Origin of the sequence: Flavobacterium gilvum (genome assembly GCF_001761465.1) — a bacterium.
Lineage (GTDB): Bacteria > Bacteroidota > Bacteroidia > Flavobacteriales > Flavobacteriaceae > Flavobacterium > Flavobacterium gilvum.
The window spans coordinates 2,248,647-2,268,062 of the sequence record NZ_CP017479.1; the positions used below are offsets into that span (position 1 = coordinate 2,248,647).

General features: G+C 34.3%; 17 protein-coding genes. 10 read left to right on the forward strand and 7 right to left on the reverse strand.

What is annotated here, in order from left to right:
- Positions 1 to 92: 92 nt before the first annotated feature.
- The 4 genes from EM308_RS18080 to EM308_RS09435 all read right to left on the reverse strand — a co-directional run bounded on the left by EM308_RS18080 (position 93) and on the right by EM308_RS09435 (position 5,079).
- A complete protein-coding gene (locus tag EM308_RS18080; protein ID WP_157503403.1) occupies positions 93 to 707 on the reverse strand; it encodes a hypothetical protein in 615 nt (204 codons plus the stop codon).
- 271 nt (positions 708 to 978) lie between these two features.
- Positions 979 to 1,539: a YdeI/OmpD-associated family protein gene (locus EM308_RS09425; protein ID WP_035637697.1), complete on the reverse strand. Its 561-nt coding sequence runs from the start codon at positions 1,537 to 1,539 to the stop codon at positions 979 to 981.
- Positions 1,540 to 1,554: 15 nt separating this feature from the next.
- Entirely contained in the window at positions 1,555 to 2,829 is a 1,275-nt protein-coding gene (gene pepT / locus EM308_RS09430; protein ID WP_035637715.1) for a peptidase T, read from the reverse strand.
- Positions 2,830 to 3,165: 336 nt separating this feature from the next.
- Positions 3,166 to 5,079 carry an SPFH domain-containing protein gene (locus EM308_RS09435; RefSeq protein WP_035637699.1) on the reverse strand — a complete coding sequence of 638 codons (1,914 nt, stop codon included), beginning with the start codon at positions 5,077 to 5,079 and terminating at the stop codon, positions 3,166 to 3,168.
- 394 nt (positions 5,080 to 5,473) lie between these two features.
- Here EM308_RS09435 and EM308_RS09440 point away from each other — a divergent pair, with 394 nt between their 5' ends.
- The gene (locus EM308_RS09440) at positions 5,474 to 6,436 is read left to right on the forward strand and encodes an ion channel (RefSeq protein WP_035637701.1); all 963 of its coding nucleotides are present in this window, start codon (positions 5,474 to 5,476) and stop codon (positions 6,434 to 6,436) included.
- On the opposite strand, the gene EM308_RS09445 is transcribed toward EM308_RS09440, so the two are convergent.
- On the reverse strand, positions 6,426 to 7,118 hold the full coding sequence (locus EM308_RS09445) for an SIR2 family NAD-dependent protein deacylase (protein WP_035637703.1): 693 nt from the start codon (positions 7,116 to 7,118) through the stop codon (positions 6,426 to 6,428). The two genes, EM308_RS09440 and EM308_RS09445, sit on opposite strands and share 11 nt — an antisense overlap.
- A 248-nt stretch (positions 7,119 to 7,366) precedes the next feature.
- Here EM308_RS09445 and EM308_RS09450 point away from each other — a divergent pair, with 248 nt between their 5' ends.
- Complete coding sequence (locus EM308_RS09450; protein ID WP_035637705.1) at positions 7,367 to 8,026, forward strand: TrmH family RNA methyltransferase; 660 nt, start codon at positions 7,367 to 7,369, stop codon at positions 8,024 to 8,026.
- A gap of 163 nt (positions 8,027 to 8,189) precedes the next feature.
- Here the strand turns inward: EM308_RS09450 and EM308_RS09455 are convergent, their stop codons facing one another.
- The gene (locus tag EM308_RS09455) at positions 8,190 to 8,957 is read right to left on the reverse strand and encodes a carboxypeptidase-like regulatory domain-containing protein (protein ID WP_035637707.1); all 768 of its coding nucleotides are present in this window, start codon (positions 8,955 to 8,957) and stop codon (positions 8,190 to 8,192) included.
- A gap of 146 nt (positions 8,958 to 9,103) precedes the next feature.
- Entirely contained in the window at positions 9,104 to 10,996 is a 1,893-nt protein-coding gene (locus tag EM308_RS09460) for a DEAD/DEAH box helicase (RefSeq protein ID WP_035637709.1), read from the reverse strand.
- Positions 10,997 to 11,371: 375 nt separating this feature from the next.
- Between EM308_RS09460 and EM308_RS09465 the strand changes: the two genes are divergently transcribed.
- From EM308_RS09465 to EM308_RS09500, 8 genes are all read left to right on the forward strand, one after another.
- The gene (locus EM308_RS09465) at positions 11,372 to 11,656 is read left to right on the forward strand and encodes a DUF4834 family protein (RefSeq protein WP_070261820.1); all 285 of its coding nucleotides are present in this window, start codon (positions 11,372 to 11,374) and stop codon (positions 11,654 to 11,656) included.
- 243 nt (positions 11,657 to 11,899) lie between these two features.
- The gene (locus EM308_RS09470; RefSeq protein ID WP_035641099.1) at positions 11,900 to 14,320 is read left to right on the forward strand and encodes a YfhO family protein; all 2,421 of its coding nucleotides are present in this window, start codon (positions 11,900 to 11,902) and stop codon (positions 14,318 to 14,320) included.
- Between the two features lie 61 nt (positions 14,321 to 14,381).
- Complete coding sequence (locus EM308_RS18160; RefSeq protein WP_197056159.1) at positions 14,382 to 14,549, forward strand: hypothetical protein; 168 nt, start codon at positions 14,382 to 14,384, stop codon at positions 14,547 to 14,549.
- On the forward strand, positions 14,546 to 15,010 hold the full coding sequence (locus tag EM308_RS09480) for a nucleotidyltransferase (protein ID WP_035641092.1): 465 nt from the start codon (positions 14,546 to 14,548) through the stop codon (positions 15,008 to 15,010). The genes EM308_RS18160 and EM308_RS09480 overlap by 4 nt, the downstream gene beginning before the upstream one ends.
- Before the next feature lie 114 nt (positions 15,011 to 15,124).
- The gene (locus EM308_RS09485; protein ID WP_035641089.1) at positions 15,125 to 16,417 is read left to right on the forward strand and encodes a glycosyltransferase family 4 protein; all 1,293 of its coding nucleotides are present in this window, start codon (positions 15,125 to 15,127) and stop codon (positions 16,415 to 16,417) included.
- Positions 16,418 to 16,457: 40 nt separating this feature from the next.
- Positions 16,458 to 17,927, forward strand: coding sequence for an oligosaccharide flippase family protein (locus EM308_RS09490; RefSeq protein ID WP_035641087.1), 1,470 nt, complete (start codon positions 16,458 to 16,460; stop codon positions 17,925 to 17,927).
- Between the two features lie 150 nt (positions 17,928 to 18,077).
- A complete protein-coding gene (locus EM308_RS09495; protein WP_156101396.1) occupies positions 18,078 to 18,638 on the forward strand; it encodes a hypothetical protein in 561 nt (186 codons plus the stop codon).
- Between the two features lie 254 nt (positions 18,639 to 18,892).
- Complete coding sequence (locus EM308_RS09500) at positions 18,893 to 19,189, forward strand: hypothetical protein (RefSeq protein ID WP_035641081.1); 297 nt, start codon at positions 18,893 to 18,895, stop codon at positions 19,187 to 19,189.
- Positions 19,190 to 19,416 lie beyond the last annotated feature (227 nt).

The window sequence follows — 19,416 nt, forward strand, 5'->3', positions numbered from 1 at the left end:
GGAATTTGGGATTTGGATTTTTTTATGCTAATAAAGAATACTATTTTTCTGTTTGAACCAATTTGGAATTAGTAATTTCAGAATTGGAATTTTTAAGAATTATTTCTTTTTGCTTTTTTTGGTTTTTTTAGCTTTGGCTTTTGCCTTTTTTCTTTCAGTTTTGCTTTTTTCTTAGCTTTTTTGGCTTTTTCTTTTTTCGCCTTTTTAGCTTTCTTTTCTTTTTTCTTAGCTTTTTCTTTAGCCTTGGCTTTTTTGGCTTTCTTTTTGTCTTTCTCTTTTTCTTTGTCTTTGTTCATTTTTTTGTCTTTTGATTTTTTCTCTTTTTTTTCCTCATTTTGAGGTGTTACAGCAATTTTCTCCGGTTTTGTTTCCGGGTCTGTTTTTACTTCACTTTTTGCGATTGCTGTTGGAGGAGCGGGAACCTTAGCTGCACTAGGCTTTGCAGTTGTTCTGGAAGCTGTGGTTTTTGGTACTGCCGGTTTTGCTATTGTTGTTTTTGTAGTTACAGTCGCTTTTGTAGCAGATGTGCCTGAATTACTTGGTTTAGCTGCAACCGATTTTGTAGCTACTGGTTTAGCATTTGTTGTTCCGGGGGTTTTAGGAGTCGTTGATGGTTTTGCTACGACTGGTTTTATAACTTCAGGAGTTGCATCTTTTGGGGACTCTGTAGGAGTTGTTTTTTCAGGAGTAACCTTTTTTTCAATCATAATAGAATAGTATTAACGGTTATTAATTGCTTTGAAGTAAATAAAGAACAAGGAGAGGTGCTCTCGTGAAATATTAATAGTAACTAAAATATTGGATTTGTATTAACAAATATAGTAAATATATCTAAGTTAAAATGTTAACTTTTTGCTGATTTTCAAGTGATTACTTTGGTTTAGTGATTAAATGACTTGGCTTTTTTAAATAAAAAATCCCAAATTCCGATGATGTGGAATTTGGGATTATACTGAAAGTTATTTTATGGTTTCTGAATTACCTGTATTTGTCGTTTAAGCCAATATTATCCAAAATCATTGGCTTTATTTTCTCGATTCTTGAGATTTTGGTTTCTTCTCGTTTTGCAGTTTCTATGTATTCTATAAATTCTTTTTGCTTATAAGGGCTGAATTTTAAGAAGGCTTCGTTTAAAATACTGTCGGTATCCAATTCTTTTTGCAACAAATCAGGAATAATAACTTCTGTTCTTATTTTTTCGGGTTTGTTTATTTTTCCTTGTTTTTTATTTTCTATCGCTTCCTGAATATAGGACAAGATTTCTTTTTCGTTGATATCATCTTTCGATGTAAAGCGCCATTGTCTCAATGATTTGGTTACTCCTTCATTGGCATTGATTAAATGTTTTTTTTCGTCTTTTAAAAATGCCCCATTGAAAAACCAAAGGGTAAAGAAATTTTTAAATCCACCAACGCCAACCACGTTTTTGTTGTTGTACACATAAACACAACCGCCCCATTTATTGGTTTCGACTAATTCTGTTTTGGCAATGATTTCTTTTAAAATCTCAACTTCGATATCCCATTGTTCGTTTTTCATAATTGAAAAAAGAATTTAACTTTTTTTAGACTTGGTTTCTGTTTGTTGATAAGCTCCGTCTGCGGTCAATTCAGCTATTTTTACAATTACATTTACGGCTTTTTGCATACTTTCTACCGGAACGTATTCATATTTTCCGTGAAAATTATGTCCTCCTGCAAAAATATTTGGACAAGGCAATCCTTTATAGGATAATTGACATCCGTCGGTTCCGCCTCTAATTGGTTTTATAATCGGTTTAATGCCGATTTCTCTCATTGCTTTTTCGGCAATAAATACAATATGTTTTACAGGTAATACCTTTTCTTTCATGTTGTAATATTGATCTTTTATTTCTGCAACAACGATGTCTTCTCCAAATTGTTTCGCAAACTGTTTGTTGATTTTTTTGGCAATTTTGGCAATTAAGTTTTTGCGTTTTTCAAATTTGAATTTATTATGATCACGAATAATTAATTCTAATATCGTTTCTTCAATACTTCCCGAAAGATGGTGTATGTGGAAAAATCCTTGGTAGCCTTTTGTTTCCTGCGGTGTTTCGTCTTTTGGCAATTCGTTTATGAAATCATTTGCGATAAGCAGTGAATTAATCATTTTTCCTTTGGCATATCCAGGATGCACGCTTTTTCCTTTGAAAATAATTTTGGCACCGGCAGCATTGAAATTTTCATATTCCAATTCTCCTACCTGACTTCCATCCATTGTATAAGCCCATTCTGCTCCAAATTTTTCTACGTCAAAATGATGCGCACCACGTCCTATTTCTTCATCGGGAGTAAATGCAATTCTGATTTTCCCGTGTTTAATTTCTGGATTATTAATCAGGAATTCCATTGCGGTTACAATTTCTGTAATTCCCGCTTTGTCATCGGCACCTAGTAAAGTTGTTCCGTCGGTGGTGATTAATGTTTGTCCCTTATATTGCAATAAATCTTTGAAATAAGAAGGGGAGAGGATGATATTTTGTTCGGCATTCAGGATAATGTCTTTACCGTCATAATCGGGTACAATTTGAGGTTTTACATTGGCTCCCTTAAAATCAGGTGAGGTGTCAAAATGAGAGATAAACCCAATCGTAGGCACTTCGTGATTCACATTGCTAGGAAGTGTTGCCATGATATACGCTTTATCATCTATGGTAACATCTTGTAATCCTATTGTTTTTAATTCTTCTACCAGTTTATTGGCTAAGTCCCATTGTTTGGAGGTACTGGGTGTAGTATTTGAACTTGGATCCGACTCAGTGTCGATGGTTACATAGCTTACAAAGCGGTCAATTATATGTTGCATGGAATTTATTTTTGAGCAAATATAATCATTTTTAAAAAAGAGAATATTGATTTTAGTTGTGTTATTGCGGTCTGTGCAAATAAAAAAATCTGCCATAACTGGCTAATTCAGGACACAAATGTATTGTGCGTAAAATGGAACACAGATGACACAGATTAGACAGATTATCACTGATTCTTTAAAATAAAAAAAGTGAAATAGTCATAATATTTATGGATGGAATTAGATTAACAAATTTTATCTGTTTAAATCCGTTAAATCTGTGTCATCTGTGTTCAATTTTCAGTGTTTATATAGTAGCCTGTACGGTAGATTTTCAGAAAGTGGCAATATTGTTTATTCTCCTTTTTTAGGAATGGTTGTGTTTTTGTCAGAATCCATCATTTCCATAAGTTTTAGTCCCAATAACCCGCTCATGGATCCGTCAGTGCCATTGTTTCCAGAAATAAGAACATCTGGTATGACTTTAATTTTTCCTTTACCAATTTCTTCGGTGATTTTGTATTTCGTAAAGTTATCGCCACCCATTGCCGAAACTTGGAGTTGGTAAGCTTCAGCAGTAGATTTACCTATAGCCATAATTTTTTCGGCTTCGGCAAGACCTGTTTTGGATATTCTTTCTGCTTCGGCACTAGCGGTAAGTTTGGTTGCTTCCGCTTGTGCGCCTGCTCTTGCTTTTGTTGCTTCAGCTTCAGCGTTAGCGCGCATTTTGGTTGCTTCGGCTTCGGCGTTTACATTCAGTTTTAAACTTGTTGCATCTCCTTCTGCTTTTTTAACGGTTGCATCGGCGGTACGTTGTGCGATTTCAACACTTTGGGAAGCTTTTACAATTTCCTTTTGCATATCGGCAATAGCTGTTTCTTTTTCTACTCCCTGACGTTGTTCTTGGGCCATTCTTTGAGTCTGATACGTTTTTTGTTCTTCCTCGGCAATCTTTCTGTCTGTCAATGTTTTCATTAATGATTCAGGTGGAACAATGTCTCCGATTAAAGTATCAACAGCGTTAACATTGTATTCGTCCAAAACTATTTTGATGTGATTTTTAGCAGATTCCTGACGCTCTTTTCGGGTAGAAAGGAATGAGATTACGTCACTTTCCTGAGCCGAGTTTCTAAAATAGTTTCCAATAGTTGGTTCCAAAACCTGAGAAACCAAATTATTCATGCTTCCAAAACGGGCAATAACTTTTGGAGCCTCATTGGCAGGAACGTGAATAATTTGCGAAACATCAAGGTTGAAAGGGAAACCGTCTTTGGAACGAACCGTTATGGTAGAAAGGTTTTTATCCAGATTATGAGATTCACTTCTTGCATCGGCCCAGTTCAATACCAAGTTGGTTGTTGGAACAGGTTCTAATTTGGTTGTGTATTTGTTAAGAGCGTATTTTCCCGGACCAAAAGGCTCCATCCAAACGCCTCGTTGTCCTTTTGAAACAATATTTCCATGTTTGAAACTATCTCCGGTTACATCTTTTCCGTCTTCACCAATATAGGAAATCACAACGCCAACATATCCAATAGGCACATCGGTCATAGGAGTTTGCTCGATTTGAATAGCCCATGAATTAATATAATAAGAACCGGCAAGGATTACTTGTGGCTGCAAACCACGATTTCCTCCGTTTTTTAGGAATTGGTCAAAATCTTGAAAGTTGTTGTGTTCGTCTACAAATTTACCAGCAATTTGACCAATAGGAATTGGTTCACCATCCATTGCGGTTACAATCCCAACCATATTTTCGGAAATTACGATTTGTGGAGATATTGCTACTTCAAATAAATAGGTGTTGATACGGTAAGACCCCGTTGTTATAAAAGCAGATTGACGTCCTTTTTGTCCTCCGTTGTCCAAAAACATAGTGGCGTCCTGAAAATTATCCGAGTTTACTTTTTGGGCAAGAATGCGTCCGGTAGGGATTTCGGCTCCGTCTTTACTCAGTACCAATCCAATATTTCCTTCTGGAATAATTGTAAATGGAGTCATGTTTACCGAATATTGCCAAGGCCACATACCCCAATACAATCCGGGTGCGAGCGTTTGTGCCTGAAAACCGGCTTCCCCTTTTGTAGCGATGATTCTGCCATCGGGTAATGATTTTGCCGCTCCAAAGAGTACAAATTTTTTGGTCACCAAACCAATTCTGTCTTCAGGGACGATTACCATTCCAAAGAAAACACGTAAAACAAATTTGTAAAAAAGTAGGGATAGAACTATTAAGAATATCCACCAATTGGTAAGTAAAAGTTGCATAATGGTTAAGTTTTAGATTACAAACATAATTTATTTTTACTGCAAAAGAATTTAGGTTTCGAATTATTTTCTAAATTTTTTTGAAATTGTTTTTATAGTATATTCTCGAATTTTTCAACCAAAAATAAAAGCGTTAGATGTAATTGTTTTTTTACCACATAGAGACATAGAATTTGTAGTTTTTTAAAAGAGTTAGATAACCGTTTCACTTCTCACATAGAAAATAGTACTATTTCTATTTAGTCTTTACAGATTAGCTATGAAATCTATGAATCTATGTGTTTAATTTTTTATTTTAACAAGATTACACCCAATGGGTTATAATTAAATTGAAATCCAAAGTGTTAAAATGTTGATTTTATTGACTAATTTGCAGTTAAATAGTAATTATGTTATGGCAATTTTTAATCGATTAAATTTAAAAGCAAAATCACTTATCAATACCGGATTTGGAGCCAGCGCTTCCAGTTATGGAGGTCGTTTTATTAATAAAGATGGTTCGGCAAATGCTGTGAAAAAAGGAATTGGTGTTTTGGACAGAATCAGTTGGTATCATACAATGCTCGATATGCCTTCTTGGAAATTTCTTTCGATTCTTTTTTTGTTTTACATCTGTATTAATTTTGTTTTTGCCTTACTGTATTTCGGAATCGGAATTGAACATCTCAATGGGATTCACGCTACAGATGATGTGTTGGTGCAATTTGGTCAAGCCTATTTTTTTAGTGCCCAAACCTTTACCACGGTAGGTTATGGACATATTAGTCCGACGGGTTTTTATACCAGTGCTTTATCTTCTGCCGAAGCTTTGATGGGATTATTGAGTTTTGCGATTGCTACAGGTTTGTTTTTTGGGAGATTCAGTAAGCCTTCCATCTTTTTGAAGTTTTCCGAAAATGCTATTATTGCGCCGTTTAATAATGGAAAAGCATTGATGTTTAGATTGGCACCTTATAAAAACACCAATTATATTGACGCCGAAGTCAATGTAACGCTTGGAATGCAAATCGAAGAAAATGGAGTCACGACGAATAATTTTTTCACACTGGATTTGGAGTACCAAAAAATTAATTCGCTCGCGCTAAGCTGGACATTGGTACATCCTATTACAAGCGAAAGTCCTTTGTATGATTTGAAAGCTTCGGATTATGATTCGATTACGGGTGAAATTATTGTGGTTGTCAAAACTTTTGATGATATGTTCAGCACCACGGTTGCGACGCGAACTTCTTATACTTTTGTAGAAGTCGTTTATGGAGCCAAATTTAAACCGATGTATTCCAAAAGTGAAAATAACCAAAGTACGGTTCTCGATATGGGTTTGCTGAATGCTTTTGATAAAATAGCTATAGATTAGTCAGTAGTTTATCTTTCATAATTTGCACTCCTTCCGAAGCTACATTCGGAATGACTTCTAACGGATTTTTTAGATTTGGAATTTTTATAGGTTTTGGATCGATATAATATATTGGTGTTCCTTTTTTTGTAAAATCAATTAATCCGGCTGCCGGATACACTTGTAATGATGTACCAATTACGGCAAAAAAATCAGCTTGTTCGGTTATGGTGATGGCATCTTCCAGAGCGGGAACTTGCTCGCCAAACCAAACAATGTGGGGGCGAAGTTGATGACCGTTTTGGTCTTTATCACCAATGAGTAAATCGTCTTGCCAGTCTAAAATTTGGTTTTCATTTTTGGTGCTTCGAACCTTTAGCAGTTCTCCGTGCAAATGGGTGATATTGGTACTTCCGGCTCTTTCATGCAAATCATCCACATTTTGAGTGATAATGTAAACGTCAAAATAATTTTCCAATTCGGCCAAAATCTGATGACCTAAATTGGGTTGTACTTCTTTTAATTGTTTGCGTTTTTGGTTGTAAAAATCAAGAACCAATTCGGGATTTTTGCGCCAACCGTCTGGAGTGGCGACATCCATTACATTATGTCCTTCCCATAAACCGTCGCTGTCGCGAAATGTTTTGATGCCACTTTCGGCACTAATCCCGGCACCGGTAAGAACTACTAATTTCTTTTTCATTTTTTTTACTTGTTTTAAAAAGTAAACGACAAATTACATAAATTTTCACATATTTTACTGGGTGATTTGTGAAAATTAGGGTAAAAGGAATTTAATCGCAAGGTTCGCAAAGCTAACGCAAGGCACACAAAGCTTTGCGAACTTAGCGTAATTCTTTGCGAACCTTGCGGTTAAATATAAAATCTGTAGGAGTAAGTATTCGAAGAAGATTTTATTCTAAGTTTAGTATTTTTGCAAAAAAAAATGAAATGATTGATTTGGATTACCTCGATTATCTTGAAGGTTTTTTGACAGAAAGCAGAAAAGAAAATTTTTTGAAAGTATTAAAAACCAGAACCAAACATTTTACGGTTGCTGTTGAAGATGTTTTTCAGATGCATAATGCGAGTGCGGTGATGCGCAGTTGCGAGGTTTTTGGTATTCAGGAATTGCATGTTATCGAGGAACGATTTGGAAAAAGAATTGATAAGGAAATTGCAATGGGCGCTCAGAAATGGGTTGATATTTCTGCCTACGATTCTGCGTCCAATTGTATTGATACATTAAAAAGTAGAGGATACCAAATTATAGCAACAACACCTCATACAGATGATTGTTTGCTTGAAGATTTTGATATTTCGAAACCAAGTGCTTTGTTTTTTGGTACGGAAAGAGAGGGATTGTCTGAAGAGATTATCGAGAAAGCAGATGGTTTTCTTAAAATTCCGATGGTGGGTTTTACTGAGAGTTTGAATATCTCTGTTTCGGCGGCTATTGTTATTCAGAACTTGACCAATCGTTTGCGTAATTCGAATGCCGCTTGGCAGTTGACGGAAGAAGAGATTTTGGAGAAGCGACTGGATTGGGCAAAGAAATCGATTAAAGATATTAAGAGGATAGAAGAACGGTATTATAGTGGTGTTGAGTAGTTTTTACTAAAGCTGTTGTAATGCAGAAACGCCGCGTGAAGGATAGGAGCAAGTTACCGAAGTAACGCGGATAGCCTGACAGCATAAAGGAAAGGAGCCGAATCACCAGTGCGATGATTTGGCTCCTTTTCTTTATGGTGGCACGCCCAAGTGATTTTGGAAGTTATTTCTTCTTCAAAATTTTGTATTGTTCGTAACAGCTACTTAATGCATCCATGATCTGAAGGTCATTCGCTGTTTTGATAAAGGCTTCGGAATAGCTACAGCGTCCTAATATTTCTCCAATTTCGTCTTGGGAAACTCCTAATAATAACGAAATGGTTTCTCTGTCGTATTTGGTTTCCAAAAGGTTTCTTACGGTGTCATCCTTTCGCATTTCCCTGAGTTTCTTGAGTTGCTGGGTTTTTTTGCTAAAGACATTATAAAGCAAGTCGGCGGGGTTGAATATGGAACCCAATACTTTTCCGAAGGCTTCCGGGGCGTATTGTCCCGCTTCGTATCCTTGTCCTAAACCTGAAATATTATAACGGAAATCTTCTTTTATCGGAATCAATTTCGAATCGATTTCTAGGTAACCTGTTAGATAGTAAGGACTTACAACTACTTCTTTTAGTGAGATTGCTTTTTGGGTAAGTTGTATGGTTGTTTTTTTGTTTTTGACCCAGTCATTGGTAACGCGTACACGCAAAGATTCGTAACCAAGAAGGGTTATGTGTAAGGTGTCGCTTTGGGTAACGGCGAGTTCAAAATTACCTTTGTCGTCGGTAGTGGTTCCCGTAACTTGATTGATGTTGATGATATTTACGTTAGCCAATGGGGAGCCGGTGTTGTCGCTGATAATGGTACCAGAGATTTTTGTTGGGGTTTCGGCAGTTTGGGCTACTGTACTTATTGAGGTAATTATAAATAAAAAAACTACAAAATATTTCATAAACAGGTTTAAAACTTTAAAAGTAGTAAAACGGGATTAAATATTTTGTAGTTCTTTTATAATTATAAGAAAATTAACAGTAGATATAAAAATTCAGATCAAAATTCAAAAATCTGCAGTCTAAAATCTAAAGTCTGAAATCTTTCTTAATCTCTTCTTGGTCTTCTTGGTCTTGATGAATCACCAAAGCCTTCAGAACGTCTTGGAGCTCTATCAGAAGAACCTTCTCTTCTTGGAGCAGAACTTCTTTCACCTCTTGAACTAGAAGAGTTTTCTCTTGGACCTCTTTCACTTCTGAAACCACCTTCACGTCCACCTTCGCGTCTTGGAGCAAAGCTTCCTTCTCTTCTTGGAGCTGAACTTCTTCCGCCAAAACCACCACCAGAATTTCTTCCGTTATGGTCGCGTCTTCCACCACCGTCATTTTTGGAGATTTCAACATTGATACGACGTCCTTCTAATTGTACGTTGTTCAATATATCCATTACTTTGTCAGTGTGTTCTGCATCTGTGTTGAAGAAAGAGAAACCTTCTTTTACATCTACTTTGAATACATCGTCACGACCAAGGTCTAAGGTTTCTTTTAGATAATCTTTTAATGTCATCCAGTCAAAATTGTCTCTTGAACCAATGTTTACAAAGTATCTTGTAGCGCCACCGTTGTTGTTTTCTCTAGGTTCTCTGTCGCCTCTTTCGCGTCTGTCTGAACCAGAAGATTGAGAAGAAAGGTCTCTGTTTTTCTTGTAGTAAGCAATAAAACGGTTGAATTCTACCGATACCATTTTCTTGATCAATTCTTCTTTTGACAAACCTTCCAATACATCATTGATCGCCGGTAAGTAGTTGTCAATTTCGTGATCTACTTCGGTATCTTTAATTTTATTGGCTAAGTGCAATAATTGGATTTCGCAGATTTCGATTCCAGATGGAATTGTTTTTTCTTCGAATTTTTGTTTGATGATTCTTTCGATAGAAGAAATCTTGCGCAATTCACTTTTGGTTACAATAACGATAGAAGTACCTAGTTTCCCAGCACGTCCTGTACGTCCAGAACGGTGATTGTACGTTTCGATTTCGTCTGGTAATTGGTAGTTTACTACGTGAGTTACATTGTCAACGTCGATTCCACGAGCGGCAACATCTGTAGCAACAAGCATTTGGATTTGACGACCTCTAAAAGATTTCATAACCCCGTCACGTTGCGCTTGGGACAAATCTCCGTGTAAGGCAGCAGCGTTGTATCCGTCTTCAATTAATTTTTCGGCAATTGCCTGAGTATCACGTTTTGTTCTACAAAAAACTACTGAGAAAATATCCGGATTGGCATCGGCTAAACGTTTCAATGCTTCGTAACGATCACGTGCATTTACTAAATAAAACTCGTGAGAAACCGTCGCCGATCCTGAGTTTTTAGTTCCAACGGTAATTTCTAATGGTTCTGACATGAATTGTTTTGCAATTCTGGCAACTTCAGCAGGCATTGTAGCTGAGAACAACCATGTGCTTTTTTCGTCTGGAGTATCTGATAAAATAGAGCAGATATCTTCATAAAATCCCATATTCAACATTTCGTCAGCCTCATCAAGAACACAATAATCTATGTTTTTAATGTTTACCAATCCTCTGTTAATCATGTCTTGCATTCTCCCCGGAGTAGCCACAATAATTTGTGCTCCTCTCTTTATTTCTCTAGCCTGTTCTGTTATACTAGCCCCGCCGTAAACTGCTACCACATTAATACCTTTTTCGTATTTAGAGTAGTTTTTAAGTTCGTTGGTAATCTGTAAACAAAGTTCGCGTGTTGGCGATAAAACTAATGCTTGTGTATTCCTGTTGTCGGCATCAATTTTTTGGATAAGTGGAAAACCGAAAGCTGCCGTTTTCCCTGTCCCTGTCTGAGCCAACGCAACCATATCTGTGTCTTTTTCCAATAATAGGGGAATCGCCTTTTCCTGTACCTCTGACGGATTTTCAAATCCTAGATCTAAAATCGCCTTCAGTAACGATTCATTCAATCCTAATTGTTCAAATTTATTCATATATGTTTTTAAAATTTGGTGCAAAATTACTCTTTATAATTCATAAAAACTAATGCTATTTTAAGAATTAGGTTTTTATTATGTTTTGAAAATCAGTTTATTACAAAACAATTTTAACTTTTTTAATTTTATTTTTGGTATTTTATGTGAAATTATGGCGAGTTTGAGAAGTTTTTGTTAAAAAACAGGTCTTAAAAACTGTGTTTAAGTTGGATAGATTTTAGTTGAAAATAATTTTAAGTTGCTGAAAATGTTTTTCATCTCTTTTTTGGACCATTTTGTCTTTATTTTATCATTTATTTAAGAATGATATTTGCAAAATGCTCCCAAGATTCGATATTGATTTATTAATTTTGCTTAAAAATTATTAAGATTATGCAAGCAGCCTCTTTTTCGGGTTTTATAGAAATGGTATTCTTTATGATAGCCTTCTATTATATTTTTAAATTTTTGGCTCGATTGTTTTTGCCTTTATTAGTAAAAAAGGTAGTGGAAAAAGCTGGGCAAAATTTTCAGCAACAGCAGCAACAATACCAACAGCAAACCTCTTGGAGAAAAACAACCAGTAATGACGAAATCATAATTGATACCGCAAATAGTAAAAATCCCCGCGAAACCAAAAAAGTGGGAGACTATGTAGATTATGAAGAGATTGAATAATATTTAAGATTTTTGATTTGTGATTAACGATTTTAGATTTCTGATTTTTGATTTTGTGTTTCAAAAGAAAAAATTAATGCTATTGCTTAATCTAAAATCATTAATATTGTTTATTAAAAATCACTGTCGAACATTCGGTGCTCAAATCTGAAATCTAAAATCGTTAATCAAAAATCTAAAATCATTATTATTTAGAGTTTTAGTCTGAAATCATAAAACATTAATCAAAAATCAAAAATATTGATGAAGCAACTTCAAAAGTTCTTTCCGCACGCATTGGCTATACTTGGATTTGTCCTTGTTTCTACACTTTATTTCTTTCCAGTTTTGCAGGGAAAACAAATTTTTCAATCGGATATTGCCCAATATACGGGAATGGCCAAAGAGCAAAATGATTTTAGAGCAACTCACCACGAGGAGCCATATTGGACAAATTCGGCTTTTGGAGGAATGCCAACCTATCAGTTAGGAGCAAAGTATCCACACGATTATGTTGGTGCCATCGATGATGTTTTACGTTTTTTACCACGTCCGGCGGATTATCTATTCCTATATTTTCTAAGTTTTTATGTTTTGATGCTGGTTTTAAAAACCGATCCGCTTAAAGCCTTTTTTGGAGCTGTGGCCTTTGGTTTTTCAACCTATTTAATTATAATATTAGGAGTTGGACATAATGCCAAGGCGCATGCTATTGCTTATATGCCAATGGTTGTTGCCGGTTTTATAATGGTTTTTCAGCGGAGATATATTGTGGGTGGTTTGCTCACGATGTTTGCCGTGGCATTGGAGGTCAATGCAAATCACTTTCAGATGACCTTTTATTTATTGATATTGCTCTTGATTCTTTCCGGTTATTTTATTTATGAAGGAATAAAATCCAAAGAATACAAAGCTTTATTATGTTCCATCGGGACACTCGTTGGGGTAGGAATTATTGCTATTGGTACTAATGCGACCAATTTGTTGGCAACAGTGGAGTATGCTAAATACAGTACTCGTGGTACGAGCGATTTGAGTTTTAATCCCGATGGGTCTAAAAAAACAACCAATTTAGGAATGACCTATGATTATATAACGGAATATAGTTATGGTATCGCCGAAAGTTTCAATCTTATTGCGCCTCGATTATTTGGTGGTTCCAATAATGAAAAAATTGGAACAGACAGTAGTATGTATGAGTTCATGATATCACAAGGTGTGCCAGAATCGCAAGCTGCTGATTCTGTGACTGCAATGCCAACCTATTGGGGAGATCAGCCTATCGTGTCGGCACCTGCTTATATAGGAGCTGTAGTTTTCTTTTTGGGAATTTTGGCTTTATTTATTGATGAGAGAAAAATAAAATACGCATTCCTTGGGGGAGCAATTCTGACATTAATGTTGTCTTGGGGGAAAAACTTTCCGGCGCTGACTAATTTTTGCATTGACCATATCCCAATGTACAATAAGTTTAGAGCGGTTTCCTCTATTCAGGTTATTTTGGAATTGTGTTTTCCTGTGTTGGCAATTATGGGCTTGCAATCTTTTTTCAAATTGGAAAAAGAAAAACAATTAAAACCATTGTTGCAATCGGGAGCTGTAGGTTTAGGATTGATTATCGTTTTGTTTTTATGCAAAAGTATGTTCAATTTTTCGGGAGCGAGTGACAGTTATCTGATACAAAGTTACGGGCCAAGTTTTGTTGATGCGCTTAAAGCTGATAGAAAATCATTGTACAGTGCCGATTTATTGCGTTCTGGATTTTTTATTCTTATTTCAGCTGGGACTTTGTGGTTGTTTATCAAAAATAGAATTGCCCAAAATACTGCTATTATTCTGGTTGGTTTATTTATGGTTTCCGATTTGTTTTTTGTTGATAAAAATTATGTATCCAACAAAGATTTTATAAGCGCCAGAGAAGTTGAAGTGCCTTTTCAGGAAACACCTGCGGATGCCAAAATTCTTGAAGATCCAACTAATTACCGTGTGTTTGACATTCAGGGATTGATGCAGGCCAGAACATCTTATTTCCATAAAGCGATTGGTGGTTATAGCGCTGTAAAACCGCAAAGAATGCAACAGTTGTTTGATTATCAGATTGCCAAAAATAATTTGGAAATTCTGAATATGCTGAATGTTAAATATGTGATTCAAACCGATAAAGAAGGTAAAGAATACCCAATTATCAATCCTGATCATAATGGAAATGCTTGGTTTGTGGATCAGGTTTTGCCTGTGAATAATTCTGATGGTGAGATGAAAGCATTGGATAAATTCAATTCCAAAAAAGTGGCTGTAATCAATGTTAATGATTTTTCTGAAATTAAGAATAAGGCTTTCGCCAAAGACAGTTCTGCCACAATAACTTTGGATTCCTACTTGCCAAATGATTTGAAATACACATCAAATAATTCAAAAGAAGGTTTGGCAGTTTTCTCTGAGATGTATTACGAAAAAGGTTGGAAAGCTTTAATAGACGGAAGAGAAACTTCAATCATAAGAGCCGATTATGCTTTGAGAGCAATAGCGGTTCCACCAGGAAAACATTCAATAGAATTCAAATTTGAGCCTCAGGTTGTAAAAACGGGAAGCACCATCACGCTTGTTAGTTGTGTTGGGATGTTGTTTTTATTGGTAGGGGGAATTTACTTTGAGAGAAAGAAACAAGTGGGTGACAAACGATAAGTTTTGGAAGTATTATTTTGTAACTTTGTTTATGTTTTTTTGTAAATATAAAGAGAAAGTAATGAAAAAAAGTATTTTAAATCACGGTTCTCCTGAAGTTTTAGAAGCGAAAAGAATAGCCGAAATTAAGTCACTTTCTTATGTTGAGAGATTAGAGCGATTATTCGCAATTATTGAGGTTTCCTATATGATGAGAAATGTTGCCAAAACTCAAAACAATAAAAAATGAACCAGCAAATAATTGATATTTGGAAATATTTTTTTCAATATAATGTCAAATACATTACAGTTGGTGGTTTTGCAGTAAATTTATACGGATATAATAGAAATACAGGAGATATTGATATTTATATTGAAGATAGTGCCGAAAATAGAATTAATCTCAGGAATGCTTTTGTTGAAATTGGTTTAGGAGATTTTGAATCTATTGAAACAATGCAATTTATTCCCGGGTGGACGGATTTTACTTTGGATTATGGGTTGAGATTAGATATTATGTCTAGTGTGAAAGGTTTGGAAGACAAACCATTTCAGGAGTTATTCGATGCTGCTAAAATTGTTATGGTTGGTGATGTTCCTGTAAAATTTATTGATTACGATAATTTGATTATTGCAAAGAGAGCGACAAACAGACCAAAGGATATTTTGGACATCGAAGAACTCGAAAGATTGAATAATGAAAATACATAATTTTAAAAATGAATTTAGGATTGTAGGTTTTGAAATTGTTTTTTGTAGAAAAAAAATTAATTTGAATGCCTTTGGTAGTAACATTTTTAAACAATCCTAATTCATAAAATAGTTTTGAATACAAAAAAAATCCTAATCATAACTTATTATTGGCCGCCGGCAGGAGGACCAGGTGTTCAGCGTTGGCTGAAGTTTGTCAAATATTTACCGGATTTTGATATTCAGCCAATAGTTTATATTCCTGAGAATCCAACCTATCCGATAGTTGATGCAAATTTAGTAGAGGAAGTTTCGGATAAGGCAATTATTTTAAAAAATAAAATATTCGAACCCTATCAACTGGCTTCTGTTTTTTCTAAAAATAAAACCAAAAAAATCAGTTCGGGGATTATTCCAAATAAAAAGAAACAAACCTTTCTGGAAAAAGTATTATTATGGATTCGTGGTAACTTGTTTATTCCAGATGCCAGAGTTTATTGGGTAAAACCATCTGTCGCTTATTTGGAAAAATACATAAAAGAAAATAATATTGATACGATAATCACTTCCGGGCCGCCACATAGTTTGCATTTGATTGGGTTGGTTTTAAAACAAAAATTGAAAGTAACTTGGTTTGCTGATTTTCGTGATCCTTGGACAACAATAGGTTATCATAAATCATTACGGTTATCTACCAGAGCTGAAAGAAAACATAAATCACTTGAATATCGTGTTTTGAACACTGCCGATCAAGTTATTGTTACCAGTAAAACCACCAAGACTGAATTTGAGGAAATCACGAATAGACCAATAACCGTTATTACCAATGGTTATGATATGGAACCGGCAACAAAAATTGCTTTGGATTCCAAATTCAGTCTCGCCCATATCGGTTCGTTCCTTTCTGAAAGAAATCCGGCTATATTATGGGAATCTTTATCGGAACTTTTAAATGAAATTCCTGATTTTAAGTCTCATTTGGAACTAAAATTAATTGGTGCTGTCAGTCAGGAAGTTTTGGATGCTATTTCGAAGTTTAGTTTGGATTCTTATCTTAATAATCTTGGCTATGTTTCTCATTCTGAAGCGGTGGCGCATCAACGAAATTCTCAGGTTTTGTTGCTCATCGAAATAAATTCGGAAGAAACAAAAAGTATAATTCCTGGAAAATTATTTGAATATATGGTTTCTAATCGCCCAATAATTGCCATTGGCCCAAAAAACTCTGATTTTTCCGAAATCATTACTGAAACGAATACAGGTGTATTTTTTGAATATTCGGAGAAAGAAAAATTAAAAAACACCATCTTATCGTATTATAATCAGTTTTTGGAAGGGAAATTACAATCTTATGCAGTAGGTTTGCAAAAATATTCTAGAAGGAATCTGACCAAAGATTTGGCACATTTAATTAATTCAAAAATTTAAGGTATTTCACTTTAAACTTTTTAAACCTTAAACTTTATTAATGGGCATAGTATTAAACCAGTCGTTTAAAAACACAATAATTACCTATATCGGTTTTGGAATTGGAGGAATAAGTACACTATTTTTATTTCCTCCTATTTTAGGGAAAACATTTTATGGATTGTCTAATTATATTTTGTCTTGTGCCAATGTGATAATGCCTTTGTTTGCCATTGGCATGCAAAACACTCTGGTAAAGTTTTATTCCCAGTGTAAATCAGAGAAAGAGCGAAATGAGTTTTTATCCTTTACAGTATTATTTCCTATTTTATTAATCGTTCTGATTATCTTGATTGGTTTGTGTTTTTATGATGAGATTTCCTTTTTTGTAACCAAAAAGAATCCTATTGTAAAAGATTTTATCTGGCTTATTCCTGTCATTGGAATCTGTATGGCTTATTTTGAAATTTTTTATGCCTGGGCCAGAGTTCACATGTATTCAGTATTTGGTAATTTCATTAAAGAAGTAGGGTTGCGGTTGTTTTCGTTAATTGCTCTTTTTGGGATTTACTTTAAATGGATTACGGCAGTTGATTTTATTTATTTGACTGCTGGAATTTACCTTGTTGCATTTTTGGTAACAATGTTTTATGCCTTTCGAATCAAAAAACCAGTTTTCCAGTTTACAATACCTCATAATGTTAAGTCAATTTTGGAGTATACATCCTATATTATTTTGTCGGGCAGTGTCGCAAATTTGCTTTTGGATGGAGATAAAATAATGCTGAATCAGTATATGAAGATTGAGAACATTGCATTTTATTCTGTTGCGACCTACATCGCATTGGTGATTTCGGTGCCAAGCCGTGCGATGCACCAAATTGTTTATCCAATCACAGCAAAATTGATGCATGATAATAAACACGATGAGTTAAATGATTTGTATAAAAAAACGTCAATTAATTTGCAGATAGTTGGTGGGTTTGTGATGCTTTGTATTTTCGTTAATATCGACCAGTTATACGAAATGATGCCTGCTGAATATCGTGGGGGAATTGTGGTGGTTTTTATGATCGGGTTGTCCAAATACTTTGATTTAATATTGGGCAATAATAACGCTATTATTTTTAACTCAAAATATTATCGTGCCGTTTTGTTCCTTGGAGTTGGTTTAGTGATTTTGACAGTGATTCTGAATATGATTTTTATTCCTTTATTGGGGATAATTGGTTCTGCAATTGCCACTTTATTGTCAATTACTTGTTATAGTATAGCCAAATTGCTTTTTGTTGTAAAACGCATGCATTTGTACCCATTTACAAAAGAAACGTTGCATTCTATTGCGATTACTTTTGTTGTGTTTTTAATGTTTTATTTTTGGAAATTTCCAGTGAATCCTATTATCGGTATTTGTCTAAAATCAATTTTAGTTACTATTGTTTATGTAATTGTTAATTATAAGTTTGTCGTTTCTCCTGAAATTAATCAAACTTTGGATAAAGTTCTTTTTAAGTTAAAGAGTAGTAAATAGTTTTGGTTCTGTTGATCAGAGACTTGAGTTTTTTTCTTAAAATAAATTTTCAAATTTTCGAGTTAGTTTTTTTATATTTGAGGAGTATGGTTTTAATGAGGTATGAATATTGCAGGCATTTTTAATGAATTAATGGAAAAACATTCGAACATGATAAAATTTAAAACTCTATTATTACAGCTGTTTCTAGGATGTTCTTTTTTAGTGTTTTCAAAGTCCCAAACGAATGGAAATGCCAATGTTGGAGAAAATCAAGCTGAAAGCGGGGTTTTTTATCAAAAAAATGATAATTCAAAAGGATATCCTGTAGATCCGTTTGATGATACTTTGTTCCTTGTTTATAATAGAATTGGTGTCTTTAGTGCCGAAAGTCGTGCTCAAGCCATAACAAAAAGAATTGAAATGCTTTCTAAAGATCCTCTTTTTAGAAAAGATTCTTTGCGAATATGCAAATCAGATTTTGGTTTAGAAATTGTTTATAACACTGATTTTGTTGTCATGTCAGTTACTGATTCTGATGGAAAAAAAATGGGAAATACTAATTTTGAGTTGGCCCAAAAAAATCTTGCTATTATTCAGAAGGCAGTACTTTTTCATAAAGAAAATAATTTGGTAACCAATTGGATAAAAAGTTTAGGAATCCTATTCTTGGTTCTTATGGGAGTCTTTGTAATAGTATTTTCTTTCCAAAAACGATTCAAAAAACTTTAATTTTATCGCAACGTTATTTAGGATTGAATCGTTTTCGAAAGAAAATTGCTATATTTTCTTTGTTTAAAAATCATTTCAACGACTATTTTTACTTTTTCCTGTTATGTTTGTTGTTAATTGATTGATAATAAATAACTTAGCCTAGTTGCTTTTAAATATCACTAAAAGTGGGTATTGTAGGTTTCTTATTTGTCGGTTAATTTTGTGTATTCTCAAAGATCTGTCTAATGCTTATCTGAATTAATATACAAAAGATGAAAAGCCATTTAATTAATCAGGAAAAATTAAATCTGTTTACAAAAATTATTTCAAAAAAAATTAATAACGGATTTGTAGTTGTAGAACGTAATGATAAATTACCTTTTACCATTTTATACAAGGAAGGAAGAAAAATAAATCACGGTCTCAATTTTTTTGCTTTTTGTGCTACACTCGGAATGTGGTCTTTGCCTTGGTTATACCTGACAAGGGTTGTTGCCAAAGACAAGAAGGTGATGATTGCAATTGATGAAGATGGAAATATTTTTGAAGAAAACTGTTATTTAGGTTAAATCACAATTTTGTTATGCAAATACTATTACAATAGATTGCCACAGATTGGCTTGACGGAACTTAGTTTCAAAAAATAGATTGAATTAGTAAATAATCTGTAAATCTGTGGCAAATTTTTAAGAATTTTGATTCTGTATCAATTTGGTACTTTTACAGACGGACATAAAAAAAAGCTATCACAGATTAATTGTGATGGCTTTTTTATTGTTAAGAAAAATTTGAATAT

What these genes read in the sequence shown, in the direction of transcription:
- EM308_RS18080 (WP_157503403.1), bottom strand. Translation starts at nt 707, where the DNA reads ATGATTGAAAAAAAGGTTACTCCTGAAAAAACAACTCCTACAGAGTCC.
- EM308_RS09425 (WP_035637697.1), bottom strand. Translation starts at nt 1,539, where the DNA reads ATGAAAAACGAACAATGGGATATCGAAGTTGAGATTTTAAAAGAAATC.
- pepT (WP_035637715.1), bottom strand. Translation starts at nt 2,829, where the DNA reads ATGCAACATATAATTGACCGCTTTGTAAGCTATGTAACCATCGACACT.
- EM308_RS09435 (WP_035637699.1), bottom strand. Translation starts at nt 5,079, where the DNA reads ATGCAACTTTTACTTACCAATTGGTGGATATTCTTAATAGTTCTATCC.
- EM308_RS09440 (WP_035637701.1), top strand. Translation starts at nt 5,474, where the DNA reads ATGGCAATTTTTAATCGATTAAATTTAAAAGCAAAATCACTTATCAAT.
- EM308_RS09445 (WP_035637703.1), bottom strand. Translation starts at nt 7,118, where the DNA reads ATGAAAAAGAAATTAGTAGTTCTTACCGGTGCCGGGATTAGTGCCGAA.
- EM308_RS09450 (WP_035637705.1), top strand. Translation starts at nt 7,367, where the DNA reads ATGATTGATTTGGATTACCTCGATTATCTTGAAGGTTTTTTGACAGAA.
- EM308_RS09455 (WP_035637707.1), bottom strand. Translation starts at nt 8,957, where the DNA reads ATGAAATATTTTGTAGTTTTTTTATTTATAATTACCTCAATAAGTACA.
- EM308_RS09460 (WP_035637709.1), bottom strand. Translation starts at nt 10,996, where the DNA reads ATGAATAAATTTGAACAATTAGGATTGAATGAATCGTTACTGAAGGCG.
- EM308_RS09465 (WP_070261820.1), top strand. Translation starts at nt 11,372, where the DNA reads ATGCAAGCAGCCTCTTTTTCGGGTTTTATAGAAATGGTATTCTTTATG.
- EM308_RS09470 (WP_035641099.1), top strand. Translation starts at nt 11,900, where the DNA reads ATGAAGCAACTTCAAAAGTTCTTTCCGCACGCATTGGCTATACTTGGA.
- EM308_RS18160 (WP_197056159.1), top strand. Translation starts at nt 14,382, where the DNA reads ATGAAAAAAAGTATTTTAAATCACGGTTCTCCTGAAGTTTTAGAAGCG.
- EM308_RS09480 (WP_035641092.1), top strand. Translation starts at nt 14,546, where the DNA reads ATGAACCAGCAAATAATTGATATTTGGAAATATTTTTTTCAATATAAT.
- EM308_RS09490 (WP_035641087.1), top strand. Translation starts at nt 16,458, where the DNA reads ATGGGCATAGTATTAAACCAGTCGTTTAAAAACACAATAATTACCTAT.
- EM308_RS09495 (WP_156101396.1), top strand. Translation starts at nt 18,078, where the DNA reads ATGATAAAATTTAAAACTCTATTATTACAGCTGTTTCTAGGATGTTCT.
- EM308_RS09500 (WP_035641081.1), top strand. Translation starts at nt 18,893, where the DNA reads ATGAAAAGCCATTTAATTAATCAGGAAAAATTAAATCTGTTTACAAAA.